At 70.1% G+C, this 23,662-nt stretch carries 19 protein-coding genes; 8 read left to right on the top strand and 11 right to left on the bottom strand.

Annotated elements, in window-relative coordinates; translation table 11 throughout:
* Window positions 1-3: 3 nt before the first annotated feature.
* The 7 genes from treZ to Psi01_RS03110 form a co-directional block, all read right to left on the bottom strand.
* On the bottom strand, window positions 4-1,722 hold the full coding sequence (gene treZ / locus Psi01_RS03140; RefSeq protein ID WP_204062389.1) for a malto-oligosyltrehalose trehalohydrolase: 1,719 nt from the start codon (window positions 1,720-1,722) through the stop codon (window positions 4-6).
* A 3-nt stretch (window positions 1,723-1,725) separates the two neighbouring features.
* Window positions 1,726-3,993, bottom strand: coding sequence for a malto-oligosyltrehalose synthase (gene treY / locus Psi01_RS03135; protein ID WP_239127005.1), 2,268 nt, complete (start codon window positions 3,991-3,993; stop codon window positions 1,726-1,728).
* Window positions 3,986-6,091 carry a glycogen debranching protein GlgX gene (glgX, locus tag Psi01_RS03130; RefSeq protein ID WP_204062388.1) on the bottom strand — a complete coding sequence of 702 codons (2,106 nt, stop codon included), beginning with the start codon at window positions 6,089-6,091 and terminating at the stop codon, window positions 3,986-3,988. The genes treY and glgX overlap by 8 nt, the downstream gene beginning before the upstream one ends.
* Before the next feature lie 124 nt (window positions 6,092-6,215).
* Window positions 6,216-6,593 carry a VOC family protein gene (locus tag Psi01_RS03125; RefSeq protein WP_204062387.1) on the bottom strand — a complete coding sequence of 126 codons (378 nt, stop codon included), beginning with the start codon at window positions 6,591-6,593 and terminating at the stop codon, window positions 6,216-6,218.
* A 43-nt stretch (window positions 6,594-6,636) separates the two neighbouring features.
* Window positions 6,637-9,828 carry an ATP-binding protein gene (locus Psi01_RS03120; protein WP_204062386.1) on the bottom strand — a complete coding sequence of 1,064 codons (3,192 nt, stop codon included), beginning with the start codon at window positions 9,826-9,828 and terminating at the stop codon, window positions 6,637-6,639.
* A 15-nt stretch (window positions 9,829-9,843) separates the two neighbouring features.
* Window positions 9,844-10,431, bottom strand: a complete 588-nt coding sequence (locus tag Psi01_RS03115) for a hypothetical protein (protein WP_204062385.1) — start codon at window positions 10,429-10,431, stop codon at window positions 9,844-9,846.
* A 43-nt stretch (window positions 10,432-10,474) separates the two neighbouring features.
* Window positions 10,475-10,774 (bottom strand): hypothetical protein, encoded by a 300-nt coding sequence (locus Psi01_RS03110; protein ID WP_204062384.1) that lies wholly within the window; start codon window positions 10,772-10,774, stop codon window positions 10,475-10,477.
* 451 nt (window positions 10,775-11,225) lie between these two features.
* Here Psi01_RS03110 and Psi01_RS03105 point away from each other — a divergent pair, with 451 nt between their 5' ends.
* Together Psi01_RS03105 and Psi01_RS03100 are read left to right on the top strand one after the other, a co-directional pair.
* Window positions 11,226-12,089, top strand: coding sequence for a helix-turn-helix domain-containing protein (locus Psi01_RS03105; RefSeq protein WP_204062383.1), 864 nt, complete (start codon window positions 11,226-11,228; stop codon window positions 12,087-12,089).
* A gap of 46 nt (window positions 12,090-12,135) precedes the next feature.
* Window positions 12,136-12,351 (top strand): DUF397 domain-containing protein, encoded by a 216-nt coding sequence (locus tag Psi01_RS03100; protein WP_239126995.1) that lies wholly within the window; start codon window positions 12,136-12,138, stop codon window positions 12,349-12,351.
* 442 nt (window positions 12,352-12,793) lie between these two features.
* Here the strand turns inward: Psi01_RS03100 and Psi01_RS03090 are convergent, their stop codons facing one another.
* Entirely contained in the window at window positions 12,794-14,632 is a 1,839-nt protein-coding gene (locus Psi01_RS03090) for a S1 family peptidase (protein WP_204062381.1), read from the bottom strand.
* Window positions 14,633-14,800: 168 nt separating this feature from the next.
* Here Psi01_RS03090 and Psi01_RS03085 point away from each other — a divergent pair, with 168 nt between their 5' ends.
* Together Psi01_RS03085 and Psi01_RS03080 are read left to right on the top strand one after the other, a co-directional pair.
* Entirely contained in the window at window positions 14,801-15,409 is a 609-nt protein-coding gene (locus Psi01_RS03085; protein WP_204062380.1) for a hypothetical protein, read from the top strand.
* Between the two features lie 27 nt (window positions 15,410-15,436).
* Complete coding sequence (locus Psi01_RS03080; protein WP_204062379.1) at window positions 15,437-16,138, top strand: pentapeptide repeat-containing protein; 702 nt, start codon at window positions 15,437-15,439, stop codon at window positions 16,136-16,138.
* Between the two features lies 1 nt (window position 16,139).
* Here the strand turns inward: Psi01_RS03080 and Psi01_RS03075 are convergent, their stop codons facing one another.
* Window positions 16,140-17,204, bottom strand: a complete 1,065-nt coding sequence (locus tag Psi01_RS03075; protein WP_204062378.1) for a M12 family metallopeptidase — start codon at window positions 17,202-17,204, stop codon at window positions 16,140-16,142.
* Window positions 17,205-17,411: 207 nt separating this feature from the next.
* Between Psi01_RS03075 and Psi01_RS03070 the strand changes: the two genes are divergently transcribed.
* Together Psi01_RS03070 and Psi01_RS03065 are read left to right on the top strand one after the other, a co-directional pair.
* On the top strand, window positions 17,412-17,885 hold the full coding sequence (locus tag Psi01_RS03070; RefSeq protein ID WP_204062377.1) for a hypothetical protein: 474 nt from the start codon (window positions 17,412-17,414) through the stop codon (window positions 17,883-17,885).
* On the top strand, window positions 17,885-18,232 hold the full coding sequence (locus tag Psi01_RS03065) for a winged helix-turn-helix domain-containing protein (RefSeq protein WP_204062376.1): 348 nt from the start codon (window positions 17,885-17,887) through the stop codon (window positions 18,230-18,232). The genes Psi01_RS03070 and Psi01_RS03065 overlap by 1 nt, the downstream gene beginning before the upstream one ends.
* A gap of 563 nt (window positions 18,233-18,795) precedes the next feature.
* Here the strand turns inward: Psi01_RS03065 and Psi01_RS03060 are convergent.
* Window positions 18,796-19,776: a Gfo/Idh/MocA family protein gene (locus Psi01_RS03060; RefSeq protein ID WP_239126993.1), complete on the bottom strand. Its 981-nt coding sequence runs from the start codon at window positions 19,774-19,776 to the stop codon at window positions 18,796-18,798.
* A gap of 157 nt (window positions 19,777-19,933) precedes the next feature.
* On the bottom strand, window positions 19,934-21,517 hold the full coding sequence (locus tag Psi01_RS03055) for a peptide chain release factor 3 (protein ID WP_204062374.1): 1,584 nt from the start codon (window positions 21,515-21,517) through the stop codon (window positions 19,934-19,936).
* A gap of 238 nt (window positions 21,518-21,755) precedes the next feature.
* On the opposite strand from Psi01_RS03055, the gene Psi01_RS03050 reads away from it, so the two are divergent.
* Together Psi01_RS03050 and Psi01_RS03045 are read left to right on the top strand one after the other, a co-directional pair.
* Entirely contained in the window at window positions 21,756-22,523 is a 768-nt protein-coding gene (locus Psi01_RS03050) for a PP2C family protein-serine/threonine phosphatase (RefSeq protein WP_204062373.1), read from the top strand.
* 522 nt (window positions 22,524-23,045) lie between these two features.
* Window positions 23,046-23,660, top strand: a complete 615-nt coding sequence (locus tag Psi01_RS03045; protein ID WP_204062372.1) for a DUF1449 family protein — start codon at window positions 23,046-23,048, stop codon at window positions 23,658-23,660.
* Window positions 23,661-23,662 lie beyond the last annotated feature (2 nt).

Genomic DNA, 23,662 nt, shown 5'->3' with positions numbered 1-23,662 from the left:
TGATCAGGAGCCGGTGGTCCTGAGCACGGCCAGGGATCGCGGGGGCAGGACGAGATCGGGGCCCAGGTGCACCCCGGGATCGGAGGCGAGCACGATCTCGGCCGGCTGGGTCTGCAGCGTGACCGGCGCCGGGCCGAGGTTGGCCGCCACCCGGAAGGCGCCCCGGTGCACCACCAGCCAGGCGTCCTCCTGCTCCACCCGGACCCGGTCGAGCCGCGGGTCCGACAGATCCGGATGCTCCCGGCGCAGCGCGATCAGCGCGCGGTACCAGTCGAGATGGGCCCGGTGGGCGTCGTGCTCCAGCTCGCTCCAGTCGAGCTTGGCCCGCAGGAACGTCGTCTCCTCGCTCGGGTCGGGCGCCTTGCCCGCCCAGTCGTCGTAGCCGAAGCCGACGAACTCCCTGCGCCGCCGGTCGGCCTCGTCCTCGCGCAGGTGCGGCTCGACGTGGTCGGTGAAGAACAGGAACGGCGTGCGCGCCCCCCACTCCTCGCCCATGAACAGCATCGGGGTGAACGGCGAGGTCAGCAGCAGTCCCGCCGCCAGCCGCAGGGCCTGGGGGTCCATCCGGTCCCCCTCGGCGCGGTTGCCGATCTGGTCGTGGTTCTGCGCGCAGACGACGAACCGGTGACCGGGGACGTGCCGGGCCGGACGGCCGTGGGCCCGCCCGCGGAAACTGGAGTACGTCCCGTCGTGGTAGTAGGCCGAGGTCAGCACCTTGGCCAGCGCGCCGGCCGGTGTCGCGGCGAAGTCCTCGTAGTAGCCGTGCCGCTCCCCCGTCACCGCCGTGTGCAGGGCGTGGTGCACGTCGTCGTTCCAGACGGCGGCCAGGCCGTACCCGCCGGCCTCCCGCGGGGTCACCAGCCGCGGGTCGTTGAGGTCGGACTCCGCGATGAGCGTCAGCGGCCGGCCCAGCGCGGCCGACAGGTTGTCCGCCTCGACCGCCAGCTCCTCCAGCAGGTGCACGGCCCGCCTGTCGTGCAGGGCGTGCACGGCGTCCAGCCGCAGGCCGTCGACGTGGTAGTCGCGCAGCCACTGCAGCGCGTTGCCGACGAAGTAGCGGCGCACCTCGTCGGAGCCGGGACCGTCCAGGTTGACCGCCTGCCCCCAGAAGGAGGAGGCGGAGGAGTGGAAGTAGGGCCCGAAGGGGGCAAGGAAGTTCCCCGACGGGCCGAGGTGGTTGTAGACCACGTCGAGGATGACCCCCAGCCCCTGACGGTGGCAGGCGTCGACGAAGCGCTTGAACCCGTCGGGACCGCCGTAGTTGTCGGTCACCGCCCACAGGTCCACCCCGTCGTAGCCCCAGTTGCGCCCGCCCGGGACCGGCGGCACCGGCATGACCTCCACGAAGCCGACGCCGAGCGCGGCCAGGTGGTCCAGCTTCTCGATCGCCGCCTCGAACGTCCCGGCCGGGGTGAAGGTGCCGATGTGCAGCTCGTAGATGATCGACCCGGCGAGGGTGCGGCCGGTCCACAGGTCGTCGCCCCACACGAACCGGTCGTGGTCGTAGACCCGGCTCGGCCCGAAGATGCCCTCGGGCTGCCAGCGGGTCCGCGGGTCGGGCAGCCGGTCGCCGCCGTCCAGCCGGAACCAGTAGTCCGTGCCGTGCCCGGCCCCGGGCACCTCGGCCGTCCACCAGCCGCCCCGCCCCGCCCGCATCGGGTGCCGGGTCCCGTCGATCTCCACCTCGACCGACGCCGCCTGCGGCGCCCACACCTCGAACATCGGCTACTCCCTTTCCAGAAGCGCGACCGGGTGATGCGAGAGCAGATGCGCCAGGGGGATCCGCCCGGTGTGCTCGACCCCGCACAGCAGATCCCGCCAGCGCCCGTGCGGCAGCGTCAGCGTGCGGCCTCCCCAGCCGCCGAGCCGTTCCAGCCCGACCGGCAGCCGGGTGGCCACCGCCACCGCCTGCTCGCCCCGCGCGAAGGCGATCACGTGCGGGTCGGCCTCGATCGGGACGTACGGCGCGTCGGGGTCGATGCGCCGCCGCAGGTTGAGCGCCTCCCTGGTGAGCAGCAGCTTCTCCTCGTCCCAGGACATCCCCTCACCACTCCGCGCCCGCGAGAGCATCTCGCGCCGCAGCTCGAAGTCGACCGGGCGGCGGTTGTCCGGGTCGACCAGCGAGAAGTCGGTGATCTCGTTGCCCCAGTAGAGGTCGGGCACGCCGGGGAGCATGAGCTGCACCAGCTTCTGGCCCAGGGAGTTGGAGCGCGCGTAGGGCTCGATCCTGGCGGTGAAGTCCGCGATCGAGGGCCCGCACTCGTCGATCGCCCGCCGTACGAAATCGCGCAGCCCCTCCTCGTAGGCGGGGTCGGGGGTGGCCCAGGAGATCGCCGTCTTGGCCTCGCGGGCCGCCTTGAACAGGTAGTCGAAGAACCGGTCGGCGTCGATCGGCCAGGCGGCCATCAGGTTCTGCCAGGCCAGATAGTCCAGGCGCGGGTCGAAGGAGACCTTGGACGACCACTCGCCGACCGCCTGCGCCCAGGTGCCGGGCAGCTCCGACAGCACCGCCAGCCGGGCCCGCACGTCCTCCGAGCGCTTGGTGTCGTGGGTGGACAGCGTCGTCATCGTGCCCCTGGGCATCGCCCGGACGAAGGCGTGGAACTCCTCCAGCTCGGCGCCGAACCGGTCGGGCTCCCCGCCCACCTCGTTCAGGCACGACAGCGGGTACCACCGGTAGAGCGCGGTGTCCTCCACCCCCTTGGCCATCACCGGGCCGCAGGTCTGCTGGAAGCGGACCACGCCCTCGGCGGGGCCGTACAGCACCTTCTCCACCGCCTCCGCCACCGGGGCGCCCTCGGGCAGGTGCCCGGCCGCGACCCTGCCGGCCTCCTCCACGATCGCGGCCGAGGCCGCGGGCACGGGCTCGCCCGGCACCGTGTAGGCCCGGTAGACGGGCATGGCGGTCAGCAGCTCCGCCAGGACCTCGCGGTCGGCCCCGGTGGTCGCGGCCAGCCGGTCGAGCTCGGAGCCGAAGAACAGCTCCAGGACGTACTTCTTGGACTCGCGGACCACGGTCGCGTACTCGCGCGGCGCGCCGGTGTGCAGGACGAACAGGTCCGTCAGCGGCCCGGCCGAGGCCGGGTCCACGAACAGCCCGGTGATCCGGTTGAGCACGTCGTAGCCGGTGGTGCCGTCGCAGTCCCAGTCGTCCGGGAGCCGTTCCTCGCCGACCAGGATCTTCTCCGCCACCGTCCACAGCCCGCCCGAGGCGGCGCGCAGCCGGGCCAGGTAGCCGCGCGGGTCGGCCAGGCCGTCCGGGTGGTCCACCCGCAGCCCCTGGACGAGGCCGTCCCGCACCAGCGAGAGGATCACCTCGTGGGTGGCGTCGAAGACCTCCGGGTCCTCCACCCGCACCCCGATCAGCGACGACACGTCGAAGAAGCGCCGGTAGCCGGGCCCCTTGCGCCAGTCGACCAGCCGGTAGTGCGTGTCCGGGTAGGGGAAGACGTGCTCGTAGTAGCGCAGCACGTCACCGTCCACGACCGGCTCGGTGTCGTCGCCGAGCACCGGCATGCCGACCTTGCCGTCGGACCAGTCGATGTCGAACCAGGAGCCGTACGGCGAGTCCCGGCCGTCCTTGAGCACCGACCACAGCGCGGGGTTGCCCGACTCGGGCACCGGGACCGTCATGTGGTTGGGGACGACGTCCACCACGATCCCCAGGTCGTTGTCCCGCAGCGTCGCGGCCAGCGCCCGCAGCCCCTCGATCCCGCCGAACTCCTGGCGGATCCGCGAGTGGTCGGTGACGTCGTAGCCGTGCCTGGACTCCGGGTCGGCCTGCAGGACGGGCGACAGGTAGACGTGGCTGACCCCGAGTTCGCGCAGGTACGGCGCGAGCCGGGCCGCCTCGGCGAACCCGAAGTCCGGGGTGAGCTGGAGGCGGTAGGTGGAGGCGGGACGGGCCGCGGGGCCCGGTCCCGGGCGGCCGGATGAGGCCGCCGCGGAATCGCTGTGGGAATCACGGTGGATGTCGCGCGCGGGCTCAGACACGGCGCATCACCCGCATCGAACGCCCCACCACCGGCACCGTCTCACCGGCCCTGCAGAGCCGGGTGTCGACCGTGATCGGCATCGCCGTGTCGATCTCCGTGAGCCACATCTCGCCGTAGTCCTTCGGGATCGTGAACTTGATGACGTCATGGTGCGCGTTGATCATCAGCAGGAACGAGTCGTCGGTGATCGGCCGTCCCCGGCGGTCGGGTTCGGTGATGGCCTCGCCGTTCAGGAAGACCGCCAGCGACTTGGCGTAGCCCACGTTCCAGTCGGAGTCGGTCATCCGCTTGCCCTGCGGGGTGAGCCAGGCGATGTCGCTGAGCGCGTCCTCCGATCCGCGCACCGGCCTGCCGTAGAAGAAGCGGCGCCGCCGGAAGACCGGGTGCTCGGAGCGGAGCTTGGCGAGCTTGCGGGTGAACTCCAGCAGCAGCCAGTTCTCCCTGATGTCGGACCAGTCGACCCAGCTGATCTCGTTGTCCTGGCAGTAGGCGTTGTTGTTGCCCTGCTGGGTGCGGCCGAGCTCGTCGCCGTGGGAGAGCATGGGCACGCCCTGGGACAGGAAGAGCGTGGTCAGGAAGTTGCGCTTCTGCTGCTCGCGCAGCGACTCGATGGCGAGCGTCGCCGGCCCCTCCGCCCCGCAGTTCCACGAGCGGTTGTCGTCGCTGCCGTCGCGGTTGCCCTCTCCGTTGGCCTCGTTGTGCTTGTGGTTGTAGGAGACCAGGTCGGTCAGGGTGAACCCGTCGTGGCAGGTGACGAAGTTGATGGAGGCGGCCGGGCGGCGGCTGTCGTCCTGGTAGAGGTCGCTGGAGCCGGTCAGCCGCGAGGCGAACTCCGGCAGCGCGGCCGGCTCGCCCCGCCACAGATCGCGGATCGTGTCGCGGTACAGGCCGTTCCACTCGGTCCACCGGGCCGGGAAGTTGCCGACCTGGTAGCCGCCGGGGCCCACGTCCCACGGCTCGGCGATCAGCTTGACCTGCGAGAGCACCGGGTCCTGCTGGACGAGGTCGAAGAACGCGCTCAGCCGGTCGACCTCGTGCAGCTCCCGCGCCAGAGTGGCGGCCAGGTCGAACCGGAACCCGTCCACGTGCATCTCCGTCACCCAGTAACGGAGCGAGTCCATGATCATCTGGAGCACGTGCGGCGAGCGCATCAGCAGGCTGTTGCCGGTGCCGGTGGTGTCCATGTAGTAGCGCTTGTCGTTCTCGACGAGGCGGTAGTAGTCCTCGTTGTCGATCCCGCGCATGCTCAGCGTCGGGCCCAGGTGGTTGCCCTCGGCCGTGTGGTTGTAGACCACGTCGAGGATGACCTCGATGTTCGCCTCGTGCAGCGCCTTGACCATGGCCTTGAACTCCAGCACCTGCCCGCCGCGCTGGCCGCTGCTGGAGTAGGCGTTGTGCGGGGCGAAGAAGCCGATGGTGTTGTAACCCCAGTAGTTGGTCAGCCCCCGCTCGACCAGGTGCTGGTCGATGATGAACTGGTGCACCGGCATGAGCTCGATCGCCGTCACGCCGAGCGCGGTCAGGTGGTCGACGATCTCCGGATGCCCGATGGCCGCGTAGGTGCCGCGGATCCGCTCGGGGATCTTCGGGTGGTTGATCGTCAGGCCCTTGACGTGCGCCTCGTAGATCACCGTGTCGTGGTACGGCGTGGCGGGCGGACGGTCATGACCCCATCCGAAGAAGGGGTTGATCACGATGGAACGCGGCACGAACGGCGCCGAGTCGGCGTCGTTGCGGCTGTCCGGCCTGCCGAAGCGGTAGCCGTACACGGCCTCGTCCCATTTCACCTCCCCCTCGATCGCCTTGGCGTAGGGGTCGATCAGGAGCTTCGCCGGGTTGCAGCGCTTGCCGTTCGCCGGGTCGTAGGGGCCGTGTATGCGGTAGCCGTACCGCTGCCCGGGACCCACGCGCGGCAGATAGCCGTGCCATATATAGCCTTCGCACTCGGTCAGGAGGACGCGAGTCTCGTGGTTGTCATCGTCGAACAGGCACAGCTCGACCCGTTCTGCGGCCTCCGAGAAGATCGCGAAGTTGGTCCCCGCGCCGTCGTAGGTCGCGCCCAGCGGGTAAGGATCACCCGGCCAGATTTCGATCATTTCACCGCCCTTCAGCGGTGTGGAGATATGCCCAATGCTCCCCCAGCCATGCCTGCTTTCCCATCCCTGGCACACCAGCCTCATCCGGAATGCCGGAAATCTCCGGATAGTAGCGACGCGGCCGTCAGGAAACCGGTGTGGAGACGTCCACCAGCAGGCCGTTGGGGTCGCGGATCAGGCAGCTGCGCTGCCCGTAGAACTGGTCGCGGGGCGGGGCGACGACCGGCAGGCCCAGTTTCACCGCCCGCTCGTGGACGGCGTCCACGTCGTCCACGACGACGGTCAGGATCGTGCCCCGGGGTGCGTCCCGGTAGGCCTCGGGGATGAGCTCGTGATCACGGCGCCAGACGGCGACCTCCAGGGCGGGGTTCCCCGGTGCGGACAGGTGGGCGTACCAGTCCTCCTCGAAGTCGACCCGCAGGCCCAGCAGGTCGACGAAGAAGTCCCTGGTCTCGGGGAGCCGGTCGGACAGGACGTTGGTCAGGATCCGGTTGACTGCCATGGATTTCCCTTAGCCTGAGGGGATCCGGCAAAACCCGACGCGATCACTCCGGGGCGGAGCACTCCTTCTCCAGCTCCTCCAGGGCCGGTTCGTAGACGCGCAGCCCCGCGCGGCGGACGAACTCCCCGGCCGCCCGCAGGTGGAGCGCGGCCCGTTCCCCGTCGCCGTCCAGCAGTGCCAGCCGGGTCAGGCACAGGTCCGCCACCGACCAGCCCAGCAGCCGCCCGGCGCCCGGCGTCAGGTGGCCGTACAGGACCCGGCCGGCCGCGACGTCGCCGAGCCGCGCGCAGATCTCGCTGAGGGCGTCGGCCACGAACCGGTAGGCCAGGTCCGGGAGGATCCCGGCGAAGCCGTCGCGGGACAGCTCGGCGAAGCCGGCCCGCGCCCGGTCCGCCCGCCCGGCGTCGATCAGGGCCAGGCAGCGCAGGATCCGCCAGGGCCGCTGCTCGGGACGCGCCCGCAGGATCTCCTCGGCCAGATCGAGGGCCTCGGCGGGCCTGCCCCCGGCCCGCAGGGCCAGGAAGCGGAACGTCTCGCGGCGCAGGTGCGCGTCGCCGCGGCCGAGCGCCCCCTCCGGATAGACCGCGCCGGACTCCTCGGCCGCCGCGAGCGCGTCGCCGGAGCGCCCCGTCAGGTAGGCGTGGACCGCGGCCTGCCAGGCGGCGAGGCTGATCATCGAGGGCAGCCGCAGCCGGTCGGCGTTCTCCCGCAGCCAGGCCAGCGCCCGCTCCGCCCCCTCGGTCTCCCCCCGGGCGACCAGCTCGACGTAGGCCGTCTCGCGGCCGATCCACTCGGTCGCCAGGTCCCCGGTGCGCTCGCCGATGTCCACGATCTCGGCGATGACCGCCCGCCGGAGGTCGTGGTCGTCGCCGGCCCGCAGCAGCAGCTCCTGCACGATCAGGGCCCTGGACAGCGTCCCGTCGTCACCGGTGCGGCGGGCCAGCCGTACCGCCTGCGCGGCGAGCTCCCGGCTCCGCCCGACGGGCCGCCCGGTGGACCCGATGAACGCCGCGGCGGCCAGCAGCCGGGCCCGCCAGGGCGAGTCCCCGGCCAGTCCCGAGGCCAGGGCGCGGTCGATGCGCTCGGCGAGCCGTTCGACGTCGGTGACCTCCTCGTACATCGACAGGTAGATCTGGTCGGACAGGCCCAGCGCCGCCCGGGCCAGCCGGCTGTCGTCCCCGAGTTCCTCGGCGATCACCGCGGCGGCCTCCAGCGAGGCGCGGGCGGCGGTGCTCATGCCCGCCGCCGCCTGCGCCTCGGCCAGGTCCAGCAGGAGGTCGCAGCGCAGCGCGTCGTCCGACCTGGGCAGCCGGTCGATCAGTTCGATCGCCTGCTGCAGGTGCTCCACCGCGTCCTCGTGGGCGAACTGCGCCGTCGCCTGGGCCGCCGCCCGGCGGGTGTAGCCGATCGCCTTACCCGTCATTCGCGGACTCAGGATGCCCTCGCGGTAGTGGTGGGCGATCTCGGTCAGGCGGGTGCCGCTGCGCTCCTCCAGCACCTCGGCGATGCGGGCGTGCAGGCGCCTGCGGCGCAGCGGCGGCAGCGCCTCGCGCAGCACGTCGCGCACGATGTCGTGGACGAACCGGCAGGTCAGACCGTCGCCCTCGGCCAGCAGCCGGGCCCCCACCGCGGCGTCGAGGATGTCGAGCACCCGCTCCTCGGGCAGCTCGACGACCCGCAGCAGGATGTCGGTGGCCGCGTCCCTGCCCAGCAGGGCCGCGGCGGTCAGCACCTGCTCGGTCTCCGGCGGCAGGCCGGCCAGCCTGCCGCGCACGACGTCCGACAGCGCCCCGGGGCTCTCTCCCAGCTCCAGGACCTCGCCGAGGAAGAACGGGTTGCCCGCGGTCAGCCGGGCCATCTCGGCGGCCCGTCCCGGGTCGGCCCCTGCCCTGCCGAGATACTCGCGGATCTCCCCCTCGCCCAGGCCGCGCAGCGACAGCCTGCGCACGTGCGGGAGCCGGGCCAGCGCGCCGAGCGCGTGCTCCAGCGGACCGCCCGGCCGTACGCCGGTGTCGCGGTAGGTGGCCACCACGGTCAGCTCCGGGCAGAGCCGGGTCGTGGCCAGGAACTCCAGCAGCCGCAGCGAGGAGGCGTCGGCCCACTGCAGGTCGTCCAGGACGACCAGGACCCGGCCGTGCTCGTTCAGCAGAGCGGCGAAGGCCTCGTAGAGCTGGAACCGGCCGCCCCCGGCCAGCCTGGCCGGTCCGCCGGGACCGGCCAGCTCCTGCACCGCCTGCGTCCACGGCCAGAAGGGCGGCGCGCCGGTGCCGTCCCAGCAGCGTCCCCAGACCACCCGGTGCCCCCGGTCCGCCGCGGTCCGCGCCGCCTGCTCGGCCAGGCTCGTCTTGCCGATGCCGGGCTCACCGGCCAGCAGCACCACCCGGTGACCGTCCTCGGCGATCGCCAGGTCGAGCGCCCCCGCCTCGGTCTCCCGGCCGACCAGCCGGGACTCCGCGGCCCTCACCCGGGGGGCGAGGGCGGGATCCTGGGCGAGGATGCGCCGCTCCATCTCCCGCGACCGGGGATCGGGGTCGAGCCCGAGGTCCTCGACCAGGAGCCTGCGCCCCTCGGCGAGTACGGCCAGCGCGTCGGCCTGCCGTCCCGCCTGGTAGAGCGCGTGCGCGCTGAGCACGCGCAGCCGTTCCCTGAACGGGTGGGCGGCGACGAGGCGGGCCAGCCCGCCGGTGAGCGCCTCGCCCAGGCCGAGCGCGAGGTCGGCCTCGGCGAGATCCTCCTCCAGCGTCAGCCGGAACTCGGTCAGGTGGGCGATCTCCTCGTCGGCCCACGCCGTACCGGCGAAATCGGCCAGCGGCTCCCCCCGCCACTCCGCCAGCGCCAGCCGGAACTCCTCCCCCGCGCCCCGCTGGTCCCCGGCGGCGGCCCTGCGCCTGCCCTCCTCGGCGTGCCCGCGCGCCCGGGCCAGGTCGAGCGCCTGCGGCGGGATGTCGAGCGCGTAGCCGCCGGGCCTGCTGACCAGGATCGCCGGGGGCACCTCCCGGCGCCTGCCGGGCTCGAAGACCTTACGGAGCTTGGAGACGTACGCCTGCACCGTGTTGACCGCTCCCGGCGGCGGCTCTTCGTCCCACAGCACATCGATCATCCGGCTCGGCGGGACGGGCCGCGGCGCGGCGATCATGCACAGGGCCAGCACCGCCCGCTGCTGGTAGGGCCCGATGTCCAGCGGCGCCCCGTCGTCGCCGACCACCTCGACCGGCCCCAGCACACGAAAGTCCATCCCCGGCCACCTCGCTCACGAACTGCGCCGATAGTAGCCCTCACCGCTCCCTGCCCCGGCCCCGTCACCGGTCGGGTCCCTGCCGTAGCGGATCACGTCGACGAGCACGAGCGCGGGATGGCGGGGATGCGCGCTCACCTCCACGGCCGGCGCCAGGCAGCAGACCGCCAGGATCTCCCCGGCCCTCTCCAGTTCGGTCGCCGTGGTGCCCGCCCGGCACCACAGCCAGACCCGCTCTCCGTACGGCGTCGCCGCCGTCCACAGCACGGACGGGATCCGGCCGCGCCGGTTGACCACCAGCGCCTCGACGCACCCCGATCGGATCCGGTGCGCGACGTACACGCACCGGATCCACCCCCACACCTCGCGCCGCGCCACCGGCACGCTGATCACCAGCAACGCGAGCGCGAGCATCACCGCGATCACCCGGGGCCAGCCGAACCGCGCGGCCGCCCACAGGGTCACCACGGGAAGCCCGACGACGAGCATGATCTCGTAGCGCCACCACCAGGCCAGGGTCAGCAGCCCCGGCCGCCCCATCGGAATGATCGCCGCCTTCTGCCCGACGAACATCTGCCTGCGAGCGTCTTTGTCATCGCTCATCGCACACCGGCCTTCGCATGTGCGCGTACCGTCTCCGGGCCCTTCACCGGACCTGCCTCAGCAGCAGGTTTATCCGCCCGGTGCCCCCGCACGACGAGCACCGCTTCTCGTCGGCGGTCACGCCCTCGCCCCAGCACAGGACGCACTCCTGCAGGGCGTCGAACCGGGGATCCCGGTAGATCCTCCGCGTCCCCTTGCGGATGATCTGCCACCCCTGCCTTCTCGCGTGGGCGTCATCCTCGGCGAAAGCCCGGTCCAGGAGGCCCCCGACGTACTCCTGGACGAGTTCCCGCAGGTGGGAGTAGCTCTTGCTTTGACTTGTGATGTTGTTACCATGCCGCATGAGGGGTTGCTCCTTTCGCCTGTGACCAGCAGCTGGTGATCCCTCTTCAGCTGGACCGATGCCGCGAACATCGGTCCAGCTCGCGTTCGCGCCCCCTTCGCTTCCTTATCGTCACCTAGACGACAGCCCCCTTATCGTCAGTCCGACGCTAGACTGCCCTTAGATGTAGAGTGCGCCCGGAAAACGCCATTGGCAAGTGCCAAATGAAGTTGCTCTTGGCGATTGCCAGTAAGGGACGCCCAATCCAACAGGTAACCGTCCGTCCGTTTTGGGTTCGTGTGTCGAATGACGTAGACAAGCAACGGTTACGTGTTTGCATAGAAGGTGGACCTTCCCTGCCCCCCTGGGGATAAGGTGTGCGGCAGCGGCTGGCAACTGCCAATCGAACCTGCCGTTCGAACATGCCGTCTATGCGCATGCCAGGACGTACTCGAAGGCAAGGTGAACGATCATGGCTGGGTCCAGTCCCACCCTTCGTCGCCGTCAGCTCGCCGCCCGCCTGCGCGAGCTACGTCTCCAGACGGGCATGAACATCGAGGACGTGGCGAACCGGCTGCTCTGCTCGACCACGAAGATCAGCCGGCTGGAGACCGCCCAACGGGGAGTGAGCCTCAGAGACGTACGCGACCTGTGTCAGATCTACGGGGTCGCCGAGCAGGCGAAAATCGACGAACTGATGCAGATGGCCCGTGAAGCCAAGCAACTCGGACTACGCGAGGAGTCCGGCATCGCCAGCGCTGAAAGCCAGGTCCGCACCTATATCGACCTGGAGACGACGGCCGCCTCGATCGTCGAGTTCCAAACGAGTTTCCTTCCCGGGCTCATGCAAACCGGAGACTACGCTCGCGCCCTCATGCGCGGAATGCTTCCCCGAATGACGCAGGACGTCCTGGAGAGCAGGGTGGAGTCTCGGCTGAAGCGACAGGAACTCCTCCTGAGGAACGATGCCCCCCAATATTGGGCAGTGATCGACGAAGCCGCGCTTCATCGAAAACTAGGCGATAATCAAATAATGCGCCGACAGTTCGAACGCATCGCCGAAGTGAGCGAACTGCCGAATGTCACAATCCAGGTAATACCATTCGAAGCGGGATCCTACATGGGCCTGGACAACTCGTTCGTGCTCTTCAGGTTCCCCGACCAGGCAATTCCTGACACGGTGTACATCGAGAGCCTCATCAGCAACACCTACCACGAGAAGGCTTCCGACACAGATCCCTACCGGGAAGCGATAGAACACCTGCGCGCCACAGCCCTCAACCCCAGGGAGTCGGTCGCACTCATTTCAAGAATCCGCGCGTCATATTCCGGCTGACACAATAACATTGTGCAAGGATATGAGCACAACCAAAGAGAGGATAGTGAGCACGACAATGAAGTCTGCCGAATACTATAATCAGCCGGAGATCAAGTGGCGCATCTCAAGCAAATGCAACAATGGCAACTGCGTCGAAGTCGCATCTCTTCCCGGAGGGCTGGTCGGGATGCGTGACAACAAAGAAGCAGGCGGTCCGGTCCTTCAGTTCACGCGTAAAGAGTGGCAAGATTTCATCAACGACATCAAGCAGGGGTATTGATAATTTTTTGAGTCTTCGGCCACCACATCAGTCACACTGATCACACCGGTCACCGCCATATCACCATGACTGCGCAGTGCGTTAATCTTCTGTTGGCGTGCCTTCGATGAGGCTGTCGACCCTGCAGGAGGAAGCGCATCATGCAACGCCCCACCTTTCAGGGATCCTTTTGGCACACCCTCTGCAACAATGGCCAGTGCCCTCAAGTAGCCCGAGAAGGCGAGTGGATCGCGCTGCGTAACAGCGCCGACGGGGAGAACGGACCTGTAGTCGTCTTTCACGTCGACGAGTGGGACGAGCTCGCGGCGAACATAGGTGACTTCACCAGCGAGAAGCTGGGAGGTTCCCCGAATACGTGAGGTCCGGGCCGATCACGGGGATCGGTCCGGACCTTTTGTGTGTGGCGACGGGGTCGGCGGTGGTGGTGCCGGTCCGCCGGGGGTCAGTTGCGGCCGGGGGGCTGGGGGTTCCAGCCGGCCGGGGGCGGGACGGGGGTGCCGTAGTTGTTCGGCGGGGGGACCGGCGTGCCGTACGGCGAGGGCGGCTGGGGCGTGCCGGACGGGGAGTTGAGGTACGGGGCCGAGGGGGTGCCGGGGTAGGGCACCGCGGGGACTCCTGGGGCTCCGGGGGCCTGGGCTGCGGGGCCGAACTGGGCCGGGGTCGGGAAGGGCGCGGCGAGGGCGGCCTGGCGGCGGCGGAAGCGGCGGTTGCGGGCCATCAGCAGGCCACTCGACAGGAAGAGGGCGAGCAGGGCGGCGCCGAAGATGCCGAGCGTCATCGGGTTCTTCAGCAGGCTCTTCTCGGTGGAGACCGGCGCGGCCTCGATCGAGGGCTCGGCGGCGGGGGCCGACGACTCGGTCCCCGCGGCGACCGCCGGGTCACCGGTGGCCGACGCGCTCGCGTCCGGGACCGCCGAGGCCGAGGCCGAAGGGGACGCGGTTCCGGCGGTCGGGGACGGGGTGGCCGCGGGAGCGGTGTCACGGCCGGCGGCGATGGCCTCCTCGGCCTCGGCGATGTATCCGGCGGCGTACGGGTGCAGCGGATACAGGCGCAGCGCCTCCTTGAAGCCCGCCAGCGCGGCGCTGTGGCGGTCGGCGAAGAAGTCGTTGAGCGCGGTGTTGTAGATCCGGGTGGTCTGCGACTCCTGGGGGGTGACCCCCTGGGCCGTCAGGAAGTCGTTGATCTGGCCGACGGGGAAGAACACGCTCTGGTTCTCCTGCCGGTCGGTGCCGCTCTCGTTGAGATAGGTGGCCGAGACCAGCGCGATGACCTTGCCCTCGGCGTTGAAGACCGGGCCTCCGGAGTTGCCGCCGTAGATGGGCGTCTGCGCCTGGATGTAGGGGACGTTCTGGGTGGTCTCGCGCCGCGCGCTGTAGACCCCCTCGGTGATCGCCGGGTACAGCCGGGACTTCTCGGTCAGGCCCGTGTCCCGGTTGATCGTGCCGGGGAAGCCGACCGCGTAGAGGGTGTTGCCGACCCGCACGTCGCCGTCGGAACCGAGCGGCACGGTGGGCAGGTTGCGGGCGTCGGCGAGCTTGAGCAGCGCGACGTCCTTGCCGGGGCCGCCGGTGCCCTCCGCCGCGACGAGCTCGATCGGCAGGCGGGTGGAGGTCGCGTTCATGCCGCCGCCCGGCAGGGGCAGGACCACGTTGTAGCCGACCTTCACATCCGTGACCTCGAGGTTGCGGGTGTTGAAGGTCTCGTAGACCTTGGTGACCAGCTCGGTGAGCTCCTTGTCCGGCTCGACCGCGCCCATCAGGGCCTTCAGCTCGGCCTTGACGTCCTCCTCCGTGACGTCGGCCAGGCCGTACGTCGCGAAGCCGGCCCGCACGTCGGCCGGCGCGCTCTGGACGCAGTGCCCGGCGGTGATCATGTGACCGTCCGGGGTGATCCACCAGCCGGTGCAGGTACCGGCGAACGTGACGTCGTCGGTGCGCTGCGGCTTGGCGGCGCCGATGTACTTTCCGGGGTCGGCGGCGACCTTGCGGAAGGCCCACTTGGCGATGCTGAGCTGGTCGGAGGGGATGCGTCCCTTGCGGGCCTGTTCCTGCGCCTGCTTGTGCAGGGCCGTGAACGCCTTCTTGGGGGCGGCGCTGGGCACCGTGATCCGGCCGGAGTAGGTCGTCTCGATCAGCTGCACGGCGGGGTTCGCCTGAGCGGCGATTCGCGTCGCCGCGGGGGCCGGGTCGGTCTCGGCCACGGCTGCGCCGAGTGATCCCAGCGTGCCCGCCACGGCCAGCGCCGCCACCACGGCCATCCGTCGCGTCGAATTTCCGCTCACTTCTCCCACCCCGTCGTTGCCCGCCCCTTTCCTTCCACCGGGACGGTTGATGGCGGAAGTCTGTCGGGCCGCGCTTAACCCCCACTTGTAACTCGGTGAAGCCGCAGGTCAGAGCCGGTTTCCCAAGGCGTTTTCCGGTGGCGGCGCACCGTGTAGGACGATGGACCGGTGAGTTTCGAACTGGCCGTCTGGCACGAGCCCAAGCCCGTCACCAAGGAGTACGCCGAGAACGTCTTCCGGGCGCTGCGCCGGGGAGAGCCCGGGGCCGCCGGGGCGCATCCCGGGGTGGCGGCGTTCGCCGGTCAGCTGGCCGAGGCCGAGCAGATCTCCCCCGAGTACGCCCTCGTCACCGTCGAGCTGGAGCGCTCGGACGAGGTGGCGGGCACGGCCTTCCGCCTGGCCCGCGCGTGCGGGCTGGTCTGCTACGACCCCCAGCGCCGCCTGGTGCACAACCTCGAACCCGTCGGCGCCTACCCGGGCATGCAGATGCACACGGGCGACGGCATGATCCTGGTCGACCCCGACCTCCAGCTCGTCAACGACGCGCTCGCCACGATGTCCCCGCAGAATCCCTTCACCGCGCTGGTCGTCTTCGGCCGGCACTTCATCCAGTCGTCCCCGGAGACGGAGGGCTACGAGCTGGAGTACAAGGACAGCGTCCGGAATGAGATGTTCCGCACCCACGTCCCGGACCTGGAGGCCGTCCAGGACGCCTTCACCGAGTACGCCACCGGCGAGCGCGCCTTCCTCGACCGCCACGACTGGCAGCGCGTCTGACCCGGCCCGCCGACTAGGCTCCCCGCCATGCCCTCCCGCCCTTCCGGAACCGACTCCGCCCGGCCGAAAGCCCCGGCAGCCCCGAAGGACCCGGTCGTTCCGAAGATCCCCGCCGCCCTCACCCCCGCGGAGGTCCCCCGGCACGACCTCGACGACGACACCGCGTACCGGTCCGCCGAGTTCAGGAGCGCCGACCTTTCGGACCGCCACGTGGACGGGCTCGACATCGAGGGCTGCCGCCTGCTCGACACGAGGTTCTCCGGTACGGCGATGCGCCGGGCGAGCCTGTCCGACGTCGAGCTGGAACGCTGCGACCTGTCGAACATGACGGCCAGGGCTTCGACGATGCACCGCGCCCGGGTCTCCGCCAGCCGGCTGACCGGCATGAGCTGGTCCGAGTGCTCGTTCAGGGACGTGGTCTTCGACGGCTGCCGGGCCGACCTGACGGGCTTCCGGTTCTCGACCTTCGAGAACGCCGTCTTCCGCGACTGCGCAATGCCGGAGGCCAACTTCCAGAACGCCGACCTGCGCGGGGTCCGCTTCGAGCACTGCGACCTGACCGGCGCCCAGTTCTCCGGCGCCCGGATGGAGGGCGCCCGGTTCGCCGACTGCATACTGCTGCGCATCAACGGGGTGACCAGCCTCAGGGGTGTCATCATCAAGGGCCGCGACGCCCAGGGCCTGGTCTACAGCCTCGCCGGAGCCATGGGCATCACCATCGAAGACTGAGTCACCAGAGCATGATCGCGGTGTTCCCGGAGCTCCACGCCGAGTAGAGCCTGATCCTGGCCACGTAGCGGTGGCCCTTGCGGAGGTTGAACTCCAGGGTGCTGTTGCGGTCCTGGCCGCTGTCGTCGTCGCCCGCGAGATAGCGCAGCTCGCCGTCGACGTCCTCGAAGACCACCAGCACCGTGTCGCTGTCCCCGAACGCGCCCAGCCGGTATCTCCTGGTCTCCTCCGGCCTGATCTCGAAGTTCTCCTGCTCTCCGGACCTCAGGCTCAACGGGGCGGACTGGAACGGGCTCAGCTGCCGGGCCTTGTCGTCCTCCAGCGGCGGATACCACCGCAGGACGTACTCGCTGTCGAGCGCGGACAGTCGCAGCGACGGCCTGATCCCCGCCCGGTACTCCTCCGGCTGGAGGATCAGGTCCGCCGGGAACCCGTACTCCATGATCGAATCCGGATCCCAGGTGGATCCGGAGACCTCCTGCGGCGACAGCTTGCGCAGCACGTTGTGGAACGTGGTCTCCCGGGGCCAGTTGTTGGGCGGCCCCCCGAGATAGCGGTACACCGCCTCCTCGTCCCAGACGATGCCGGCGAACGGGTTCTGGTGCTCATGGGCGAAGCCGAGGGTGTGGCCGATCTCGTGGAGCGCGGTGGCCATGCCGTACTCGTCGGTCAGGTCCCAGCCGAAGTTCATGGTCCGTTCCCGGATCCCGATGTCCAGCACGTCCCTCCCGACGTAGGACCACGAGCCGTCATCCTGGGCGAACCCGATCCTGATCTCGGCCTCGGACGCGGAGTCGACCTCCCTGAACTCCAGCCCGATCCCGAGCTCCTTCCACGTCCCGAACGCCTGGCGGACCCGGTCGCTCTGCCGCCGATCGGCTCCCCGGTCCCCGTCGGTGAAGAAGAAGTAGTGCAGGACGGTGCCGTTCACCCACTTGGTGCGGTTCAGCAGGATCGCTCTCTGCCGTTCGAAGCTGAGGTCGGGGCTCAGCGGGATCTCCGGCCGCACGGGCTGGGAGCAGTACGGCAGAGCGGTCTGAGATGTCGAGTCTCCGGCGCCGGTCATGGTCACTCCTCTGCGTTTCCCACGGCCGCCCACCGGAGGAACCGACGGGCCGATCCGCTCCCATTCCCACCGGACGCACGGGCGTCCGCCTCATCCTCCACGGGTGATCCCGCATCGGATCCAGACGCTCGGCGAACTACGACTTTCCTCATAGGAAAGTATCTGCTACTTTCCTGTCAGGAAAGTAGCAGACAGCAAGGACGGTCCATGAACCCCCGCGACGCCCAGCTCGCACTCGACAACATCCGCAGCTACCAGGACGTCACCCGTGAGGAGATCGTCCGCCGGCTCTTCCCGCTGCCCCACGTGCTCCTCTCGGCGCTCGGCCTCTTCGCCACGTTCGCGTCGACCGACCTCGAGAACCCGTGGCGCACCGTCGCACTCGTGATCGGGCTCGGCCTGTACACGGGCGTCTGGATCATGTGCACCTACTCGAACTCCGTGCAGAGGAAGCCCAGCCGCCGGGAACTGGGGGTCTACCTGGCGCTGTCCGCCAGCCTCCTGGTCGTCTTCTCCATCACCCGGATCGCGGCCTTCTCCCTGTTCGGCATCCCGGCACACGGCCTGCTGTCTCAGGGCGTGGTCGCCGGCGCCGTGGCGGCCCTGACCTATGTCGCGCTCACCCCCCTGGCCCGCCGGGCCATGAGAAGGATCATTCACCAAGGCGACGGGCGCGACTGATGGATCCGCTCTTCGACGAGTTCCTGCACGTCCCCGCCCGGTTGTCGGTCGTCGCGCTCCTGGCGCCGGCCGACTGGGTCGACTTCGCCTTCCTCAGGGACTCGATCGGGACCAGCGACTCGGCCCTGTCCAAGCAGGTCTCGGCTCTGGCCGCCGCCGGATACGTCGAGGTCCGCAAGGGACAGGACAAGCGGACCCGCCGTACCTCCGTGCGGCTCACCCCCACCGGGCGGGACGCCTTCCAGCGACACGCCGCGGCACTGGAACGGATCGTCGCACTCGCCAAAACCTCAGCGGAACAGCCCGCGCATGACAACCCGGACCCGGCCCCACGGCCGCAGACCTGATCCCGTACGACCTCCCCCACGGCGCCGACCACGGCGATCAGCCCTGCGCTCCTTCCGGACGGCATGGCCGCAAGGCAACGGCGAGCACCCTGAACCGGCCCCGCACCTGCGCTTCAGCATCAGGACGCACGCTGGGCGCCCGCACAGCGCCCCACCCACCCCGGCCACGCGTTGAAACACCCACCCTCAGCCGCGTCCCCGCCCCGGCCCCACCCGCCGTACAACGGCGCCGATCAGCGCCGCCCATCGCCCCGCCGTACCGGCGCCACAAGGGAGGACCCGCATGTGCCGACGGAAGGGCTGCGGGTAGCCGGGACAAGGTGGCGAAGGCCGACGCCGAAAGGCCCGAGCCGTACCGGCGCCAGGTGAGTGGGGCCGGTGAGGGCAGGACTGCAGCGGGAAGCGGGCGAGCGGAGCGGGTTCGGCGGTGACAACGCTGGAGCCGTACCCGGCGCCAGGCCTCGCTCAGCATCCGCGTGGTACCCGGCGTCAACCACATCCGTACCGGCGCCTTGCCCAGCATCCCCGCCGTACCCGGCGCAAACCCCGCCGTACAACGACGTTCACTCGCCCGGGAAGCGGACTCCGATCTGGGCGCGGACCTCGTCCATGATGCCCATCACGTCGAGGGTGGACTGCCACGGGACGAGCGGGCTTTCGAGCAGGCCCTCGCGCAGGCAGCGCATCGCCTCGGCCGCCTCGTGGTTCATGCCGTTGCCCTCGTAGGGGACGTGGAACGTCTCGGGTTCGGTGGCGGCGCGGTACAGGGTGAAGGTGTCGGGGCGGAAGAACAGGTGCGGGAGTTCGATGCGGCCGAGGGGGCCGGAGATCGACGCGGTGACCGGGCTGTGGGTGGTGATGCCGCAGGAGAGCATCGCGGCCGCGCCGCCGGGATAACCGAGCAGGATTCCGGTGTTCTCGTCCACGCCCTCGGGCGTGATCCGGGCCCACGACTGCACCTTCTCCGGCGCGCCGAGGATCATGTGGGCGAACGACACCGGATAGACGCCCAGGTCGAGCAGGGCGCCGCCGCCCAGCTTCGGGTCGCGCAGCCGGTGGTCGGGGCCGACGGAGACGGAGATCCCGAAGTCGGCGTGCACGGTGTTCACCGGGCCGAGCACGCCCTCGCCGACCAGGGAGACGATCTTGCGGATGGCGGGGTTGCACCGCATCCACATGGCCTCCATCAGGAAGAGCCCGCGCTCCCGGGCGAGGCCCACCAGTTCGGCGGCCTGGGCCCGGTTGAGCGTGAAGGCCTTCTCGCAGAGTACGGCCTTGCCCGCGTTGAGGCAGGTCGTCACCGCCTCGTAGTGGGCGTTCTGGGTGTTGGCGACGTAGACGATGTCCACGTCCGGGTCGGCGGCCAGCTCGGCCCAGCTGCCGTGGGCGCGGGGAATGCCGTAGCGGTCGGCGAAGACCTTGGCCGTCTCGGCCGACCGGGACCCCACGGCGACCACCTCGGCGTCCGGCAGCAGCTTCAGGTCCTCGGTGAAGGTCGCGGCGATGCCGCCGGTTGCCAGGATGCCCCACTTAATCGTGCTCATAAGGACATATCTCACCATGCCCTCCCACCCTATGGGAACGCTCCCACCAAACGCCCCACGCAGAGAAGCCCCACCTCACCGGCACCGGCGGCAGCCGTACGACCCTCCAGAACGCCCTCAGAAAAGGCGAGCCGTACGGCCGGCGCGGCGGGGGACGTCAGGAGCGCGTGTCGGCCAGCAGGGCGTTCAGCGTCAGGTTCGGGTGGTCGCGCAGGACGCCGCGCATCCGCCACTCGTCGGTGAACAGCGCCAGCAGCGCGCCGTCGAGCGTCCGGGTGAAGACCTCGACACCGCGCTGGCGGGCCAGGATGGGCGCGGACTCGGCGTCGGTGAGGCGGGCGATGCTGAAGTCGAGGCGGTCCATCACGATCTCGGTGTTGAACTCCCCCGCCAGCCGGTGCTTGACCACGTCGAACTGCATCGGGCCGACCGCCGCGAGCACCGGCGACTGGTCGCCGCGGATCTCGGAGCGGAGCACCTGGACGACGCCCTCGCCCTCCATCTGCTCGATGCCCTTGCGGAACTGCTTGGACCGGCTGGAGTCGCGGACCCGGGCGGTCCAGAAGTGCTCGGGCGCGAAGCTCGGGATCTTCGGGAACTCGACCGGACGGCCTTCGTAGAGGGTGTCGCCGGGACGCAGGGCCGTGGCGTTGACCAGGCCGACCACGTCCCCGGGGAACGCCTCGTCGATCGTGGCGCGCTCCTGGCCGAAGACCGACTGGGCGTACTTGGTCGCGAAGGGGCGTCCGGTCGCGGCGTGCGTCAGCACCATGCCGCGCTCGAAGCGGCCGGAGCAGACCCGGACGAAGGCGATGCGGTCGCGGTGCGAGGGGTCCATGTTGGCCTGGACCTTGAACACCAGGCCGGAGAACGGCTCCTCCAGCGGGCGCGGGTCGCCCTCCACGTCGGGGCGGGGCGCGGGCGACGGGGCGATGTCCACCATCGCGTCCAGCAGGCGGCCGACGCCGAAGTTGGACAGGGCGGCGCCGAACAGCACCGGGGTCGACTCGTGGGCCTCGAACGCCTTCTGGTCGTGGTCGGCGCCGATCTCCGTGAGGAGGTCGACCTCCTCGGCGGCCCGCTCCCAGTCCTGGCCGATCTCGGCGAGGGCCTGCTCGGGGGTCAGCTCGGTCTCGATGGCCTTGGTCGCGCCGCCCGGGGTCCGGGTGTAGCGGACGGCCTGGTCGGCGATCCGGTCGATGACGCCGTGGAAGAAGCCGCCGGTGCCGATCGGCCAGGTGATCGGGGTGGGCCGCAGGCCGGTCCGCTCCTCGATCTCGTCCAGCAGCTCCAGCGCCTCGCGGCCGGGACGGTCCCACTTGTTGATGAACGTGATGACCGGGATGCGGCGGTGGCGGCAGACCTCGAACAGCTTCAGGGTCTGCGGCTCCATGCCCTTGGCGGCGTCCAGCAGCATGACCGCGCAGTCGACGGCGGCCAGCACCCGGTAGGTGTCCTCGGAGAAGTCGGCGTGGCCGGGCGTGTCGACGAGGTTGAACATGTGCCCGCGGTACTCGAAGCGCAGGGCGGCGGAGGTGATGGAGATGCCGCGGGCCTTCTCCATGTCCATCCAGTCGGAGGTCACGCCGCGCCGCCCGGCCTTGCCGTGCACGGCACCGGCCTCGGTGATCGCGGAGGCGTGCAGCGCCAGCGCCTCGGTCATCGTGGACTTACCCGCGTCGGGATGGCTGATCACCGCGAACGTGCGGCGCCGCGCCGCCTCCTGCGCGATCGCGGTCATTCTCGTTCTCCTCGCGTGTCACGGAGCGTGTCCGAGTAGTGTCGTGGGTGCCGCAACAGCTTACGCGGCACCACGACCGTCAATTGATGTGGCAACACTTTCTCCGGCCGCTTGCGCCACCACGGCGCACAGTGGATCGTTGGAAGATCTCAGTTCGACCGTGTCCGTATCGACTGTCCGAAAGCGACTCGCTCGTGCAACTCGATGTTCCAGTGGTGTGGGTTACAGTGGAGTGCAGATGATCACGCTCCGCTACGCGGCGGGTTCCGACGTCGGCAAGGTCCGCCAGGGCAACGAGGACGCGGCGTACGCCGGCGCCCGGCTGCTCGCCATCGCCGACGGGATGGGCGGGCACGTCGGCGGCGAGGTCGCCAGCTCCGCGGCGGTCGCCGCGATCGCACCGCTGGACCACGAGTGCCCCGCCGACCTGGTCGCCGCCGCCGAGGGCGCGGTCCGCCGCGCCAACCAGCGCCTGCGCGAGCTGATCGAGCAGGACCCGAGCCTCACCGGCATGGGCACCACCCTGACGCTGATGCTCTGGGACGGCCCCCGGGTGGCCCTGGCCCACATCGGCGACTCACGTGCCTACCTGCTCCGCAACGGGGATCTCTACCAGATCACCTACGACCACACGCTGGTGCAGACCCTGATGGACGACGGCCGGATCACCGCCGAGGAGGCCGCCCGGCACCCGCACCGCTCGATCCTGCTCCAGGTCCTGGACGGCAGCGACAACATCGAGATCGACCTGTCGCTGCGGGACGCCGAGGTGGGCGACCGCTACCTGCTGTGCTCCGACGGCCTGTCCGGCGTGGTCGAGGCCGACCAGCTCCGCCACGTGCTCGCCACGGTCGACGACCTCGGCGACGTGACCCGCAGGCTCATCGAGCTCGCCTGCGAGGGCGGCGGCCCGGACAACATCACCTGCGTCGTGGCCGACGTGGTCGACACCCCCGGCCCCGCCCAGGACACCCCCATGATCGTCGGCTCCGCCGACCCTCCCTGAGCGACGGCCGCGTGGTCCTGGCCGGAGCGCTGGTCAGCCGCTATCGTCGGTGATCCGTGCCCCTTGTCGATCACCGCTCCGGAAGGACGCCGTCATGTACAAGGAATTCGCCATCGAGGCGATCGTGTGGCTCATTCCCGTCGTCATCCTCGTGGGCCTCGCCTACATGATCACCGCCACCTGACACCCCCGGATCCCCCGCTTTTCCCCTCCCCGGAAGTTCCCCGGGAGCTCCCCGCTTTTCCCCTCCCCGGAAGTTCCCCGGGAGCTCCCCGCTTTCCCCCTCCCCGGAAGTCCCCCGGGAGTTCCCGGAATTCCTTCGCGTGCCCCGGAAGTCCTCCGCGCCCCCGGGGAGTCCCCACGTCCGCCGGCCCCCGGCGCCCCCGGCTCACTCTTCCCGGCAACCACACTTTTTCTAATTTCGGGAACTATCCGCTTTACTCCCGCTTTATCTCTATATAGTCAGGCACACGCTTCGGGGGAAGCGCTCTTCGTCACATCACAGGGGGATCCCGCACGCCGATGACCCGGTTCGTCGACGCCGCACTGGCCTTTCCCACCGTCCTGTTCAGCTTCCTCCTCGTCGTGGTCGTCGCCTACTGGGTGCTCGTCCTCGTCGGGGTGGCCGGGCTCGACGGCGACGAGGCGGTCGACGCCACCGAGGTGACCGGGTTCGCCGGAGTCCTGTCCGGGCTCGGGCTCGGCGGGGTGCCGGTCGGCGTGACCGTCTCCCTGCTGATCGTCATCGCGTGGTTCGTCAGCCTCGCGGGTTCCACCCTGGTCAGCGGTACCCCCGCGCTGATCGCCGTACTGGCCGCGGCACTCGCCTGCGCCTGGCTCGGCACCCGTCTCATAGTGCTGCCACTGCGGCGCACCGTCCCGAAGGAGCGCGTCCCCTCCCGCGCCGACTTCGTGGGCCGTACGTGCGTCATCCGGACCGGCCGGGTCTCGCGGGACTTCGGCCAGGCCGAGGTCACCGCCGCCGACGGCTCGTCCGCTCTCATCCAAGTCCGGCAGACCGGCGACGAGACCTTCCTCGCCGGCGGCACCGCCCTGATCTTCGCCTACGACGACGCCGGCGAGTTCTTCTGGGTGATGCCCTACGACGCGGAACTCGATCCTGATCGTCCTATATAACG

The sequence above is a fragment of the Paraplanobispora siamensis genome, from assembly GCF_016863175.1.
GTDB lineage: Bacteria > Actinomycetota > Actinomycetes > Streptosporangiales > Streptosporangiaceae > Planobispora > Planobispora siamensis.
This window is presented reverse-complemented; position numbering and strand designations above follow the sequence as displayed.